This window comes from Amycolatopsis sp. NBC_00355 (genome assembly GCF_036104975.1).
Classification (GTDB): domain Bacteria; phylum Actinomycetota; class Actinomycetes; order Mycobacteriales; family Pseudonocardiaceae; genus Amycolatopsis.
The window spans coordinates 9,721,758-9,735,449 of record NZ_CP107982.1 but is presented as its reverse complement, the minus strand read 5'-3'; the positions used below and the strand labels follow the sequence as shown (position 1 = coordinate 9,735,449).

Annotated in this window: 12 protein-coding genes; 3 read left to right on the top strand and 9 right to left on the bottom strand. The window is 71.5% G+C overall.

The features are described 5' to 3' along the window. Positions 1-15 precede the first annotated feature (15 nt). The 7 genes from alaS to OHS18_RS45270 all read right to left on the bottom strand — a co-directional run bounded on the left by alaS (position 16) and on the right by OHS18_RS45270 (position 8,431). Positions 16-2,676, bottom strand: coding sequence for an alanine--tRNA ligase (alaS, locus tag OHS18_RS45300; RefSeq protein WP_328614952.1), 2,661 nt, complete (start codon positions 2,674-2,676; stop codon positions 16-18). Between the two features lie 80 nt (positions 2,677-2,756). Further along, complete coding sequence (locus tag OHS18_RS45295; protein ID WP_328458557.1) at positions 2,757-3,062, bottom strand: hypothetical protein; 306 nt, start codon at positions 3,060-3,062, stop codon at positions 2,757-2,759. Then, entirely contained in the window at positions 3,059-3,445 is a 387-nt protein-coding gene (locus OHS18_RS45290) for a DUF948 domain-containing protein (protein WP_328458559.1), read from the bottom strand. Before OHS18_RS45290 ends, OHS18_RS45295 begins: the two co-directional genes overlap by 4 nt. A 293-nt stretch (positions 3,446-3,738) precedes the next feature. Further along, the gene (locus tag OHS18_RS45285) at positions 3,739-4,584 is read right to left on the bottom strand and encodes an NAD(P)-dependent oxidoreductase (protein ID WP_328614951.1); all 846 of its coding nucleotides are present in this window, start codon (positions 4,582-4,584) and stop codon (positions 3,739-3,741) included. A 169-nt stretch (positions 4,585-4,753) separates the two neighbouring features. After that, on the bottom strand, positions 4,754-5,131 hold the full coding sequence (locus OHS18_RS45280) for a VOC family protein (protein WP_328458562.1): 378 nt from the start codon (positions 5,129-5,131) through the stop codon (positions 4,754-4,756). A 148-nt stretch (positions 5,132-5,279) separates the two neighbouring features. Further along, on the bottom strand, positions 5,280-6,953 hold the full coding sequence (locus OHS18_RS45275; RefSeq protein ID WP_328614950.1) for a purple acid phosphatase family protein: 1,674 nt from the start codon (positions 6,951-6,953) through the stop codon (positions 5,280-5,282). Positions 6,954-7,054: 101 nt separating this feature from the next. Then, positions 7,055-8,431, bottom strand: coding sequence for a replication-associated recombination protein A (locus tag OHS18_RS45270; RefSeq protein WP_328614949.1), 1,377 nt, complete (start codon positions 8,429-8,431; stop codon positions 7,055-7,057). Positions 8,432-8,561: 130 nt separating this feature from the next. Here OHS18_RS45270 and OHS18_RS45265 point away from each other — a divergent pair, with 130 nt between their 5' ends. From OHS18_RS45265 to OHS18_RS45255, 3 genes are all read left to right on the top strand, one after another. After that, complete coding sequence (locus OHS18_RS45265; protein ID WP_328614948.1) at positions 8,562-9,257, top strand: TetR/AcrR family transcriptional regulator; 696 nt, start codon at positions 8,562-8,564, stop codon at positions 9,255-9,257. A gap of 31 nt (positions 9,258-9,288) precedes the next feature. Next, positions 9,289-10,500, top strand: coding sequence for a cytochrome P450 (locus OHS18_RS45260; protein ID WP_328614947.1), 1,212 nt, complete (start codon positions 9,289-9,291; stop codon positions 10,498-10,500). A 62-nt stretch (positions 10,501-10,562) separates the two neighbouring features. Continuing rightward, the gene (locus OHS18_RS45255; protein ID WP_328614946.1) at positions 10,563-11,297 is read left to right on the top strand and encodes a metallophosphoesterase family protein; all 735 of its coding nucleotides are present in this window, start codon (positions 10,563-10,565) and stop codon (positions 11,295-11,297) included. Here OHS18_RS45255 and OHS18_RS45250 read toward each other — a convergent pair. Beyond that, on the bottom strand, positions 11,263-12,123 hold the full coding sequence (locus OHS18_RS45250) for an SGNH/GDSL hydrolase family protein (RefSeq protein WP_328614945.1): 861 nt from the start codon (positions 12,121-12,123) through the stop codon (positions 11,263-11,265). The two genes, OHS18_RS45255 and OHS18_RS45250, sit on opposite strands and share 35 nt — an antisense overlap. Before the next feature lie 330 nt (positions 12,124-12,453). Further along, positions 12,454-13,638, bottom strand: coding sequence for a phosphotransferase (locus OHS18_RS45245; RefSeq protein ID WP_328614944.1), 1,185 nt, complete (start codon positions 13,636-13,638; stop codon positions 12,454-12,456). Between the last annotated feature and the right edge of the window lie 54 nt (positions 13,639-13,692).

Genomic DNA, 13,692 nt, shown 5'->3' with positions numbered 1-13,692 from the left:
CCGCGGTTTCCGCGGTTAACCAATGCCGGCAATCGCCGAGCGCAGGGCCGAGACCGCGTCGGCCGCGCCGGCCGGGTTCGTGCCACCGCCCTGGGCCATGTCCGGCTTGCCGCCGCCGCGGCCGCCGATCTTCTCCGCGAAGGACGGCACCAGCTTGCCCGCCGCGATGCCCTTGTCCTGCGCCGCCTTCGTCGTCGCGACGACGAAGCTCAGCTTGTCGCCGGCCGGCGAGAACAGCGCCACCACACCGGGCCGCGAGCCGAGCCGGCCGCGGATGTCCGAGGCGAGCGCGCGCAGGCCGTTGCCGTCGACGTCCGGGACGACCTCGGCGACCACCGAGACGCCGTTGACGTCGACCGCCTTGTCGGCGAGCGCCCCCGTCGACCCCAGCACCTGCTGGGTCTTGAGCTGGGCGATCTCCTTCTCGGCGTTCTTCAACCGGGTCAGGACGTCCTCGATGCGGCCGGGCAGCTGGTCCGAAGGCACCTTGAAGGTGTTCGCCAGCTGGGAGACCAGCAGCTGCTCCTTGCGGACGTACTTCAGCGCGTCCGTGCCGACCAGCGCCTCGACGCGGTGCACGCCCGAGCCGATGGACGCGTCGGAGACCAGCTTGACCAGGCCGAGCTGACCGATCCGGTCGACGTGCGTGCCACCGCAGAGCTCGCGGGAGTACTCGCCCATGTCGACCACGCGGACGTCGTTGCCGTACTTCTCGCCGAACAGCGCGACCGCGCCCAGCTCGAGGGCCTTGTCCTTGGTCGTGGTGAAGCTCCGCACCTCGACGTTGGTCTGCAGGTAGTCGTTGACCTCCTGCTCGACCTCGGTCAGCACGTCCGCCGACACCGAGCCGGGCGTGGTGAAGTCGAACCGCATGCGGCCCGGCGAGTTCAGCGAGCCCGCCTGCGCCGCGCGCTTGCCGTAGGCGCCGCGGACCGCCGCGTGCACCAGGTGCGTCGCGGAGTGCGAGCGCTCGATGGAGAGCCGGCGGTGCGCGTCGACCGAACCGGTGACCTTGGAGTCGAGGCCGACCTCGCCGTCGAGCACCTCGACGCGGTGCACGAACAGCCCCGGGACGATCTTCTGGACGTCCAGGACCTTCAGCTCGACGCCGTCGCCGAGCAGCACGCCGGTGTCGGCGACCTGGCCGCCGCTCTCGGCGTAGAACGGCGTGCGGTCGAGCACCAGCTCGGCCTTCTTGCCCGCCGAGACGCTGCGGACCGGCTGCCCGTCCTCCAGCAGCGCGACGACCTTCGCCTCGGCCTGCAGGTCGGTGTAACCGAGGAACTCGGTCTCACCGTGCTGCTCCAGGACCTTCCGGTACTCCGAGAGGTCGCCGTGGCCGGTCTTGCGCGACGCCGCGTCCGCCTTCGCGCGGGTCCGCTGCTCGTTCATGAGCGTGCGGAAGCCGTCCTCGTCGACGCTCAGGCCCTGCTCGGACGCCATCTCCAGGGTCAGGTCGATCGGGAAGCCGTACGTGTCGTGCAGCTGGAACGCCTTGTCGCCGGCCAGCACGTCACCGCCGCCGCGCTTGGTCTCCTCGGCCGCCATGTCGAAGATGCGCGAACCGCTGGTCAGCGTCGCGAGGAACGCCTCCTCCTCGATCCGGACGACCTCGTTGATCCGGTCGAAGCCGCTGACGAGCTCGGGGTAGGTCGGGCCCATCGTGTCGCGCACGACCGCCGCGAACGACTGCAGCACCGGCTCGTGCACGCCCAGCAGGCGCGAGGAGCGGACGATGCGGCGCAGCAGGCGGCGCAGCACGTAGCCGCGGCCGTCGTTGCCCGGGGTGACGCCGTCGCCGATCAGCAGCACGCCGGTGCGGGCGTGGTCGGCGATCACGCGGAAGCGGACGTCGTCGGCGTGGTTGCCGCCGTAGCGGCGGCCGGAGAACTCCTCCGCGCGGCCGATCACCGGGCGCACCAGGTCCGTCTCGTAGACGTTCTCGACACCCTGCAGGATCGTCGCGACCCGCTCGACGCCCATGCCGGTGTCGATGTTCTTCTTCGGCAGCTCACCGATCGGCTTGTGCCCGAGCTTGGGGCTCAGCTCGCCGCGGATGTCCTGCATGAAGACGAGGTTCCAGATCTCGATGTAGCGGTCCTCGTCCGCGACCGGACCGCCTTCGCGGCCGTACGCCGGGCCGCGGTCGTAGTAGATCTCCGAGCACGGGCCGCCGGGACCGGGCACGCCCATGTCCCAGTAGTTGTCCTTGCCGTCGCGCACCTGGATGCGCTCGCCGGGCAGGCCGGTGAGCTTGCGCCACAGACCGGCCGCCTCGGCGTCGTCCTCGTAGACCGTCGCCCACAGGCGGTTCGGGTCGAGGCCGTAACCGCCTTCGCTCTGGGGCTTGGTGATCAGCTCCCAGGCGTACTCGATGGCGCCTTCCTTGAAGTAGTCGCCGAAGGAGAAGTTGCCGGCCATCTGGAAGAACGTGTTGTGCCGGGTGGTCTTGCCGACCTCGTCGATGTCCGGGGTGCGCACGCACTTCTGCACGGAGGTCGCACGCGGGTACGGCGGCGGTGCCTCACCGAGGAAGTACGGCTTGAACTGCACCATGCCGGCGTTGACGAACAGCAGGTTCGGGTCGTCGAGGATCAACGGCGCGCTGGGCACGCGCGTGTGCCCTTTGCTCTCGTAATGGCGCAGGAAACGGTCGGTGATTTCGTGTGTGTCCACGGGTCAGGTCCTTGTGCTGGTGCCGGAGTGCGGGGATGACGACGGCGGCGGAGCGGCTTCCGGGTCGCGAAGGCGACCGGTCAGCCCTCCGCCCGGCGAGCTCGCCGGGCGGGCCGCCGGGCTTCGGCGGCGTGCCGGCCCGAGGCCTGCGGCGTCACCACGCCCGTCCGCTGCTCGACCATCTCGTGCAACTCCTGCTCCCGCTCGCTCATGCCCGCGCGCACCTCGGCGCCGAAGGAACCCACGGCGCCCGCCAGCTCGCGCACGGCGTCACCCAGGTTCGATGCTAACCCCGCGGGAGTGGCCTGACGAGCGGTTTCGGCGGCCTTGCGGGACAACGCGACCCCGGCGACCACGCCGACGCCGAGCCAGAACAGCCGCTTCACTTCGCGGCCTTCTTCGCGGCCTTGGCGGCGTTCTTCTTCTTGCGCGCCCGGATCGCCTTGCTGAGCCCGTAGGACAGCGCCGCGGTCTTGACCAGCGGGCCGCCCAGCGTCGCGGTGAACACCGACGTCAGCGCGGAGACGTTCCCGGTGACGGCCTGCGCGTTCGACGTGATCCCGTCCACCCGCTCGAGCTGGGTGTTGACGTGCGTGATCGTCTGGTTCGCGCCGATCAGCAGCGGGTCGGTGTTGCTGTTGGTGCGCTCGATCGCCTCGGTGGCCGCGTCCAGCGTCTTGCCGAGCTTGATCAGCGGGATCGCCAGCAGGACGACCAGCACCACGAATGCTCCTGCGGCGATCAACGCGGCGATCTGCCCTGCCGACACGGGCCCTCCTCGGTTCACGGGTATTGAGTGCTGGTGAGGTTACCGCCTAGCCGGGTCCCCGACCGTGTCACCCCGCGCGGGCCGGAAAACGCCTCGCTCCCGCGACGGGCCACGCGGTGCACCTGGCCGACGGGACACGACGACGGGCCCGGGCGCCGGGTCCTGTCCCGGACCGGGCGGGACGGGCGGCCGACGTGCCGGCCGGGCTGCCCGGCGCCGACCCGACCTGGCCGCGACGGCCCGTTTCGAGGCGGTGACGCTCGCGCCGCTCGGTGGTGACCAGGCAAGCCGGGTCAGGTGTCCTTCAGCACCGCGCGGTAGAGCGCCGCCATGTCCTCGTCGCCGTGGCCCGCCTCCACCGCGGCCTCCAGGTGCGCGAGGGTGGCTCGGGCGCCGGCCACGTCGACGTCGTCGCCCGCGGCTTCGACCACCAAGCGGGCGTCCTTCGCCGCCAGGGCCGCCGGGAACGACGGGTCGTAGTCGCCCGACAGCATCGCGGCGCCCTTCACGTGCGCGTAGCCGACGTCGAGACCGCCGCCCTTGATCGTCTCCAGGAACAGCGCCGGGTCCAGGCCCAGCGCGCGGGCCAGGCCGAGGCTTTCGGCCGTGCCGTTGGTCAGGGTCAGCACCCACGCGTTCATCACCAGCTTCAGCCGGCTGCCCTGGCCGGCCGGGCCGAGCCAGAGCGTGCGGATGCCGACCGCGTCGAACACCGGCGTCGCGGCCGGGCGGGCCTCCTCCGGGCCGGACGCCAGCACCTGCAGCTGGGCCTGCTCCGCCGGCCGGCGGGTGCCGAGGACCGGCGCGTCGACGAACACCACGCCCGCCTTCCCGGCCAGCGCGGCGAGGCGGTCGGTCCAGTCGAGGCCGACCGTGCTCATCTGCAGCCACAACGTGCCCGACGCGGGCGAAGCGGCTTCGAACGCCGACGCGACGGCGGGACCGTCGGCCAGCATCGTCACGAGGATGTCGGCGCCGGCCGCCGCCGCGGCCGCCGAATCGGCCACCGTCGCGACGTCGGCGAGGGGTTCGGCCTTTTCGCGGGTCCGGTTCCAGACCCGGACGTCGAGGCCCGCCTTCGCGATGTTGGCCGCCATCGCGGCGCCCATGATCCCGGTACCGAGGAATCCGATGCTCATCCCGCCATCGTGCCGAACCCCCGCCCTTCCCGCAGCCCGCGGGACACCACGGACGGCCGAGTGCCGGGTTCCGCGCCACCGAACGGTTCTCCGGGACGAACGCCGGAAAACGCCGGAACGACGGGGAAAGCCGCACGCCTGCGGTCAGGAGTCAGTGGTCAGTCAGTGGTCAGTAATCACCGAGCAGGCAGAACGGGTGGCCGGCCGGGTCGGCGTAGACGCGCCAGCCGCGGCCGCCCAGGTCGGGATCGAGCAGCCGGCCGCCGTAGGAGAGGACCTGGTGGTGCGTCTCGGCGAGGTTGTCGACCTCGAAGTCGAGGTGGTACTGCTGCGGGTACGCCGGGTCCGGCCAGCGCGGCGGCCGGTAGTCGAAGGACCGCTGGAACCCGAGGACCACCCCGTTCGCGTGCAACGTCGACCAGTCCGCGTCCACCCGCCAGCGGGGATCCGGACGGTCGACCTCGCCCCCCATGATCGCTTGGTAGAAGTAGGCGAGCTCAGCCGGTTCCGGACAGTCCAGGACGATGCATTGCAGCGTCGCGGGCACGGGATGCCTCCTGCCTTCGCTTGGGCCGCCCCCCTTTGTTCAGGCCGCCCCAAGCCGCGAAGCTTACGAAACCCGATGATCTTGGACTCTCCGGCCCACGATCGGTGCGGGCCCCGGCACTGTCCGTGCGGGGACCCGCCCGCGGTGCTCAGGCGTCGCCCGGGTCCGCACCCACTCCCGCCTGCGACTTTCCGCCGTGGCCACCGGAACCGCCGAAGCCGCCGGTCGCGGTGTGCAGGCCCGCGGTGCGCCGCAGGGTGAACCGGTCGATCTCGGCGCCGTCGTTGCGCAGGGTCCGCACGGTGAGCGTGGTCCTGCGGCCGAACCACGCCGGTTCGACGTCGATCGCGAGGAAGGAGTAGCCGGTGTAGCGCACGCGCGACCAGCCGACGGTCTCCGTCTCCTGTCCGCCGCCCTTCACCCAGTGGTAGCTGGTGAACTCGCCGTCGAAGGTGTCGGGCACCGGGAAGCTGTAGACGCTGCGGCCGCCACCGCCGCAGGTGGCGTAGACCGTGCCGTCGCGGTCCGGGTCGACGGTGTCGCCGATCGCGACCTTCTTGGTGACGCGGCCGCCGCGCAGCGCGTCGGTCCGCTCGTAGATGTGGTTGTGCCCGTTGACGACCAGGTCGACGTGGTACTGGTCGAACAGCGGCACCCACTCCTCCCGCACGCCGCCTTCGGAGGCGTGCTGGTTGGTCGTCGAGTAGGCGCAGTGGTGGAAGAACACCACGATGAAGTCGACGTCCGGTTGCAGGCGCAGGTACCGCAGGCGCCGCTTGAGCCACGCCGTCTGGGAGCCGTGCGAGTAGCCGCGGTTGGCCGGGATCTCGTACGAGACGTCGTTGGCGTCCAAGGAGATCACGCCGACGTTGCCGTAGATGAACGAGTACACGCTCGGGCAGTCGGCCGGGCCGCTGCCGGGGAAGTCCCAGCGCTTGGTCTGGCCGCCGTAGCCGTCGGGCGAGTACAGCGCTTCCATGTCGTGGTTGCCGGTGGTGACCATCCACGGCACCGACGCCGCGACGCCCTCGATCTGGTTGTAGTAGGCGTCCCAGACCTTCGGGTCGTACAGGTCGTGGCTGCCGTCGGCGACCGGGCCGGGCGGCAGGCCCGCGCCGCTCGGGTCGGCGTAGGCGATGTCACCGGCGAGGAGGTGGAAGCGCGGGTGCTGCTGGGCGACCGCGCCGTCCTGGGCCAGCGCCGTCGTGGAGACGCCCTGGTCGCCGAAGGCGGTGAAGGTGAACTTCCCCGTCGGGAAGCCGCGCGCGGGCGCGGTGGTGAACGTCGAGAGCGCGGCGGCCCCGCCGTCGCCGTTCGCCGGGTCGTAGCCGTCGTGGCCGACCGCGTAGGTGTAGGTGCGCCCCGGCGTCAGACGGCTCGCTTCGGCGTGCAGGTAGTACTGGTCGTAGGGCGCGATGACCCCGGCGACCTCGGAGTGCAGCGCGCGCGTCTCGGCCGGGATCCGGTGTCCCCACTGGTATCCGTGGCGGTCGTGGTGCTGTGCCGATGGGTTCTCGCCGGGAAAGCGTGGCTCGAACTCTGCGACGCGCAGGAACGGGTTCTTGACGCGCGTCGGGACCTGCCAGGCGACGCGGATGTCCGTGCGCGGGTTGCGGCCGAAGGCGAGGTGACGCCCGGCCGGGGCGACCTTCGCGCCGTCGGCGTAGGCGGCGCCGGGCAGCAGCATCGGGCCGGCGGCGAGCAGGGCGCCGGTGGCGGCGGCGCCCTTGAGCAGGGAACGGCGGGAGAGGTACTCGTGCTGCTCGGCCATGCTCAGGCGGGCAGCCAGTGCGTCGGGAACACCGACTCTCGGGATTTCCATGGGCCGGATGCTCGCCGACGCATGTGCCCGGTTCGCGTCGCGCGGGCGAACACCAGCCGTCCACTTCCCCCGGGATGCCCCAAGGGTTTCCCAAACCGCCTTTACCGCTCGCCGCGGATGGTCCGGCGCAGCTTCGGGACGCGCTCGGCGAGCGGGCGTTCCGCGCCGCGCTGGGTCGGCTCGTAGTAGTCCTTGCCGACCAGCTCGTCCGGCGGGTACTGCTGCGCCAGCACGCCTTCCGGCACGTTGTGCGGGTAGCGGTAGCCCTGCGCGTTGCCGAGCTTCTTGGCGCCCGCGTAGTGCCCGTCGCGCAGGTGCGGCGGGACACTGCCGGCCAGCCCGGCGCGGACGTCGGCGAGCGCGGCGTCGATGCCGGTGACGACCGCGTTCGACTTCGGTGCCGTGGCCAGGTGGATCGTCGCCTGCGCGAGCGCCAGCCGGCCCTCGGGCATGCCGATGAAACCGACGGCGTGCGAGGCCGCGACCGCCGCCTGCAGGGCGGTCGGGTCGGCCATGCCGATGTCCTCGCTGGCGTGCACGACCAGGCGCCGGGCCAGGAACCGCGGGTCCTCCCCCGCCTCGATCATCCGGGCCAGGTAGTGCAGCGCGGCGTCGACGTCGGAGCCGCGGATCGACTTGATGAACGCGCTGATGATGTCGTAGTGCTGGTCGCCGTCGCGGTCGTAGCGCACCGCGGCCTTATCCACAGTGGACTCGACGATGGGCAGGTCGATGGTCTTCGCCTCGGTGGCCGACGCCGCGTCCGCCGCGGCTTCCAGCGCGGTCAGCGCGCGGCGCGCGTCCCCGCCGGCGAGCCGGACGAGGTGGGCGCGGGCGTCCTCGGTCAGCGTCAGCTCGCCGCCGAGGCCGCGTTCGTCGGCCAGCGCGCGCTCGATCAGCCGCGTGATGTCCTCGTCGGTCAGCGGGCGCAGCTGCAGCACCAGCGAGCGCGACAGCAGCGGCGAGACGACGGAGAACGACGGGTTCTCGGTGGTCGCCGCGACCAGCAGCACCGTGCGGTCCTCGACCGCGCCGAGCAGGGCGTCCTGCTGGGTCTTGGAGAACCGGTGCACCTCGTCGATGAACAGCACGGTGTTCTCGGTGTTGTACTGCCGGCGCCGCCGGGCCTCTTCGATGACCCCGCGCACCTCCTTGACGCCCGCCGAGAGCGCCGACATCGCGACGAACCGGCGTCCGGTGGCGATCGAGACCAGGTTGGCCAGCGTCGTCTTCCCGGTGCCGGGCGGGCCGTAGAGCAGCACGGACGCCGGTGCCGCGCCCTCGACCAGCCGGCGCAGCGGGGCGCCTTCGCGCAGCAGGTGCTGCTGGCCGACGACCTCGTCGAGCGACCGCGGCCGCATCCGCACGGCCAGGGGCGAGCTCGCCGGGTCCGCCTGCCGCTCGTCCGCATTCGACACGGTGCGTTCGGGTGGGGGCGCCACGTCGGCGTTCACGGTGAAGAGCTCGTCTTGTGCCACCCGGATGACGTTAACCGACGCCACCGACAGAACCCTTGCCCCGGTGTTCGAGGGCGCGCTACCGTCGTCTTGACTGATTGACCGAAAGTGCGAATCCGGTCAACAGGTCACTCTCGACGAAAGAGCGGGTATGAGCCATCCCAACCGCGAGCGCGGCGACCGCATCCTGGACGCGGCCGGCGAACTGCTGCTGCGCATGGGCTACCGCAAGGTGGCCGTCGACGACATCGCGCGCGCGGTCGGCATCGGCAAGGGCACCGTCTACCTGCACTGGCGCAACAAGGAACTGCTGTTCCAGGCGCTGATGATGCGCGAATCGGCCGATCTGACCGAGGTCATCCTGGACGGCATCAAGGCCGACCCGGCGATGATCCTGCCGCACCGGATGATCTCGTCCTCGTTCCTCGCCACCCACCGGCGGCCGCTGATGATGGCGATGTTCCGCGGCAACGCCGAGATGTTCGGCTCGCTCGGCGACCTCGCGCTGCGCAAGCAGCAGCAGGAGCTGAGCGGGCACTTCGAGGACGCGATGCGCCGGCACGGGCTGGTCCGCACCGACGTCCCGAACCTGGACTACGCGCTCAACGCCACGGCGATCGGCTTCTACTTCACCGACGTGGTGTCCGGGAAGTTCGACGCCATCCCGCTCGAAGAGAGGGCCGACGCCCTCGCGTACACGATCCGCGCCTCGTTCGAGCCGCCCGGGGAACCCGACCCCGCGGCGGTCGCGAAGGTGGCCGCGGAACTCACGGCGGCGCTCGAGGAGCTCGTCTCGGGCTACCGGAAGGGGATCTACGCACACGATCCCACCGAGGATCCCGGCTGATCCCGGGTTCACACAGGGAAAAGGGGCGGACATGACCACCACACTCGCCGACACCTGGGGACTGCACGAATCCCAGTTCTGGCTGCGCGGAAAGCAACCGGCCGAGCGCGTGCGGCACGCGGCCGACCTCGGGTTCTGGAACGTCTACGGGCACCCGGAAGCCGAAGAGATCCTCCGCGACCCGGCGACCTACTCCTCGGACACCACCCGGCTGGTGCCGAAGGAGATGATGCAGGACGTCGACCTGGAGGCGATGTCGGCGGGCAACCTGCTGCAGCTGGATCCGCCGCTGCACCACAAGATGCGCAAGCTCGTCAGCCGCGCGTTCACCCCGAAGGTCGTCGCCGACCTCGAGCCGCGCATCGCCGCGGTGACGAACGAGATGCTCGACGAGGCCGGCGGCTCCGGCCGGCTCGAGCTCGTCGAAGACCTGGCCTACCCGTTGCCGGTGATCGTGATCGCGGAGCTGCTGGGGGTCCCCGCGAGCGACCGGCACCTGTTCAAGGGCTGGGTGGACAAGCTGTTCAGCTCGTCCGAGCAGTTCTCGCTGAAGGAGCAGAGCAAGGCCAACCAGGAGTCGGTCAAGAACTCCCTGGAAGGTCAGAAGCAGCTCATCGAATACCTGGGCGGGCACGTCGACGAACGTCGCACGCGGCCGCGCGAAGACCTGCTGACCAAGCTCGTCGAGGCGGAACTGGACGGTGAGAAGCTGACGCGCAACGAGGTCGTCAACTTCGCGAACGTGCTGCTGCTGGCCGGGCACATCACCACCACGATGCTGCTCGGCAACGCCGTGCTGTGCCTGGACACGCACCCGGAATGGGACGAGCGGGTGCGCGCCGACCGGTCCCTGGTGCCGCCGCTGGTCGAGGAGTCGCTGCGCTACCTCTCGCCGTTCGCGGCGGTCGCCCGCACGACGAACCGCGAGGTCGAACTGGGCGGCGCGACGATCCCGGCCGAGCAGATGCTGATGGTGTGGGTGGCGGCGGCCAACCGGGACGAGCGGGTGTTCGCCGAGCCGGACACGTTCAACCCGCTGCGCGATCCGAACCCGCACCTGGCGTTCGGGCGCGGCATCCACTTCTGCATCGGCGCGCCGCTCGCGCGGCTCGAAGGGCGGGTGGCGCTGGACATCCTGTTCGACCGCTACCCGGCGCTGCGCACGATCCCGGGCGAGCCGCCGAAGTTCCAGGTGAACCCGAACATGACCGGCGTGCGGGAGCTGCCGCTCACCACGGGCTGAACCGGTTGCGCCCTGGGCGAAATCCCTCGCCCGGGGCGCGTCCGTGCGGCGAAGGTGGGCGGATGCGGATCGCGGTGCTGGCGGACATCCACGGCGTGCTGCCGGCGCTGGAAGCCGTGCTGGCCGAGCCGGACGTCGTCGCGGCCGATCGGATCGTGCTCCTGGGCGACATGCTGGCCGGGCCGATGCCCGTCGAGACCCTCGAGCGGCTGGTTTCCCTGGGCGACCGTGCGGTGTGGGTGCGCGGCAACGCCGACCGCGAGCTGGCGGCGTCCGCGCGCGGCGACGGGAAGTTCGTGCCGGACCCGATCTTCCCGTGGGCGGCGCGGCAGCTGCGGCCGGCCGATCTGCCGGTCCTGGACGCGCTCCCGCTGACGGTGACGCTCGACGGCGTGCTGTTCTGCCACGCGACTCCACGCGACGACACCGAGATCGTCCTCGTCGACAGCTCCCTCGAACGCTGGGTGGAAGTCCTGGAGGGCGTCGTCGCTCCGACGGTGGTGCTCGGGCACACCCACATGCCGTTCACGCGGCTGGCGGACCGGCGGCTGATCGTGAACCCCGGCAGCGTCGGCATGCCTTACGGCACCGGCGGTGCGCACTGGGCGTTGCTCGGAGACGGCGTCGAGCTGCGGCGCACGCGGTACGACGTCGAAACGGCGTGCCGGTACCTCGTGGCGCGCAGTGCTTATCCGGACATCGAGGAGTGGGCCGACTTCTTCGTCCGCGACCCGGCTTCGGACGCCGAGGCGTTGCGCGTGTTCAGCGCGTCCGCTCGCGGAACGAGTGCCACATGATGACCGCGGCGTAGGGCAGGAACTCGCGGCCGCGGCGCCACAGCCACGGAATCCCCTTCAGCACCAGCCATCCCACGTGTCCCGTGGTGCTCGGCTCGACCCCGCCGCCGCAGGTGAGGCTCACCGGCTCCGGCACGGCGAACCCGGCGCCGGCGAGCAGCCCGGTGAAGCCGTGGGCGAGCATCCGGTGGCCGAGTTCGGACGGGTGCAGCCGGTCGACGCTCCACGACGGCAGGTCGTACGCGCCGGGCAGCCGGTCGAGGTCCAGGCAGGGCACGCCTTCGCGGGCGACGACCTCGTCGATGGCGGCGTTCAGCTCGGCGACCCGGGCGCCGAGCGCGCGCTTGAGGGCCGGCGGGAGGCGGAACACCTTGCTGTGGTCGTGGAACCGGACCGGGATGACGGTGGTGCCGACCTCGCCGAGCCGGCGGACGACCTCGGTGAGATCGGCGGCGATGCGGGCCGCGTCGAAGTCGGGCCGGAGAGTGTCGTTCATCCCGGCGACCACCAGTGCCACATCGGGCCGGTGGGCCACCGCGGCGGGCACCTGCTCGCTGAGCACGCAGTGCATCCGGGCGCCGGCGAAGGACGGGTTGAGGTAGCCGTCGGTCCCGACGCCGAGCGCCGCCGCGACCAGCGGGCCGACACCACGCCAGCCACCCCGCCGAGGCAAGGGATCACCGAGCCCGACGGCGGTCGAGTCGCCGAGCACCACGAGCCGCCGCGCCCGACGGAGCGCGGGGACGGCCTGCACCACCGGCACCGCCGCGAGCGCGGGCCGGGAGGGTTCGGGAAAGGGAGTGACTTCGAGGCTGGTCACGGTCACGCCTCAGACGATCGGACACGCAAACCCACCTGCGGTGAGGACGAGGTAACGCGGCCGCGACACCGCGCCTAATTCTTGGCACTCCGCTCACGATTGTCCGAAATGTCCGCGCTCATCGCCCCGAAGCAGCCCCACCCTCCCTGGGGCCGGCCCCGCATCCAGCGTATCGACGGGCCCCGACGAAAGCCGGGAGAAGCCGTGGCCGGGCCGCGAGCAGCCGCATGCGGACTGCGGGCAGCCGGGCGGGCAGGCAGCGGGACTGCGGACGGCCGGGCTGACGGACAGGCGGACAGGCGGACAGGCGGGCAGGCGGGCTGTGGAACCGGCGGGTCAGCGGAAGGCCGGGTAGAACGCCAGGTCCGCGTGCGGCCCCAACCTCGCCGCCAGCGCCGCCGCCACCTTCGACGAGAACTCCGAGACCGCCGTCATCCGGACGTAGCCCGCGTGCTTGGCCAGGTCGCGCCACCACGTCACCAAAGCCGCCTCTCGGCTCACCGGGGCCGCGTGGCGGGACAGGTCCAGCGCGCCCAGCTCTTCGCCCGAGATCAGCCAGACCCGCAGCAGCTCGCTCGTCGTCAGGTGCCCGGCCAGGGCTTCGTCGTCGGCGAACGCGGGCCACACGCCCGCCACCTCCGCGCGCCACGCCGCGATCATCGCCTCGCTCATGCCGGCGGGCAGGGCGAGCGCGTCGGGCCAGTTCGCGAACGGCAGGCGCAGGTTCGCGGCGTCGACCAGGGCCGAGCGGACGCAGCCGTACTCGAAGTCGAGGAACCGCACGCCCTCGCCCGTGACCAGGTTGTTGTCGGGGCTGAGCTCCACCGGGCTGAACGCGCGGAAGGCCGACGACCGGGACTGCTCGACGGCGTAGGTGACCGCGTCGAGCACCGAGTCCGGCACCGGGATGCCCAGCCGGTCCTGGATCAGCGACGGCACCCGCGCGCAGAGCTCGTCGACGTCGCCGTGATCGCTCTTCGCCGGACCGCCGAGGCGGCGCAGCAGGGCGTTGAAATCGGCCTCGCGCCCGGCGGTGTTCGCGTGCAGCCGGCCCAGCGACCGGGCCCACGACAGCAGCGCGCGTTCGGCGGCGCGGGAGTCGCGGGCGGAGAGCTTGTCCTCCAGGGTCGCCGTACGGCCGAGGTCCTCCAGCACGAGCACGCGGTCGCGGCCGTCGTGGGCCAGCAGCTCCGGGCACATCCGCTCGTCCGGCGACAGGGCGGTGAACAGCTGGTAGCTGACGGCCTCCTGGGCGAACGAATCCGGCTCACCCGGCGCCGGCACCTCCGGGTAGTGCTTGATGACCAGCGTGCGCGGCAGCGCGAAGGACGACGACACCACTCTCGCCCGGACGACCGTGGCCGGTCCGCTGCCCGCGAGGTCTTCCGGCGAAACCAGCGTGATCGGACTGCCGAACCGGCGCGAGAGAACGGACTCGCCCGCCGCGACGGCTGCAGCGATGTCCTGCTCGGCTCCTGCCCCGACCCCAGCGTCGCCGGTGGAGGAGGTGTCGACTGTCATTGTCACCGACCCTACTCGTGACTGAGCAACCATGACTACTGACATCCGGACAAC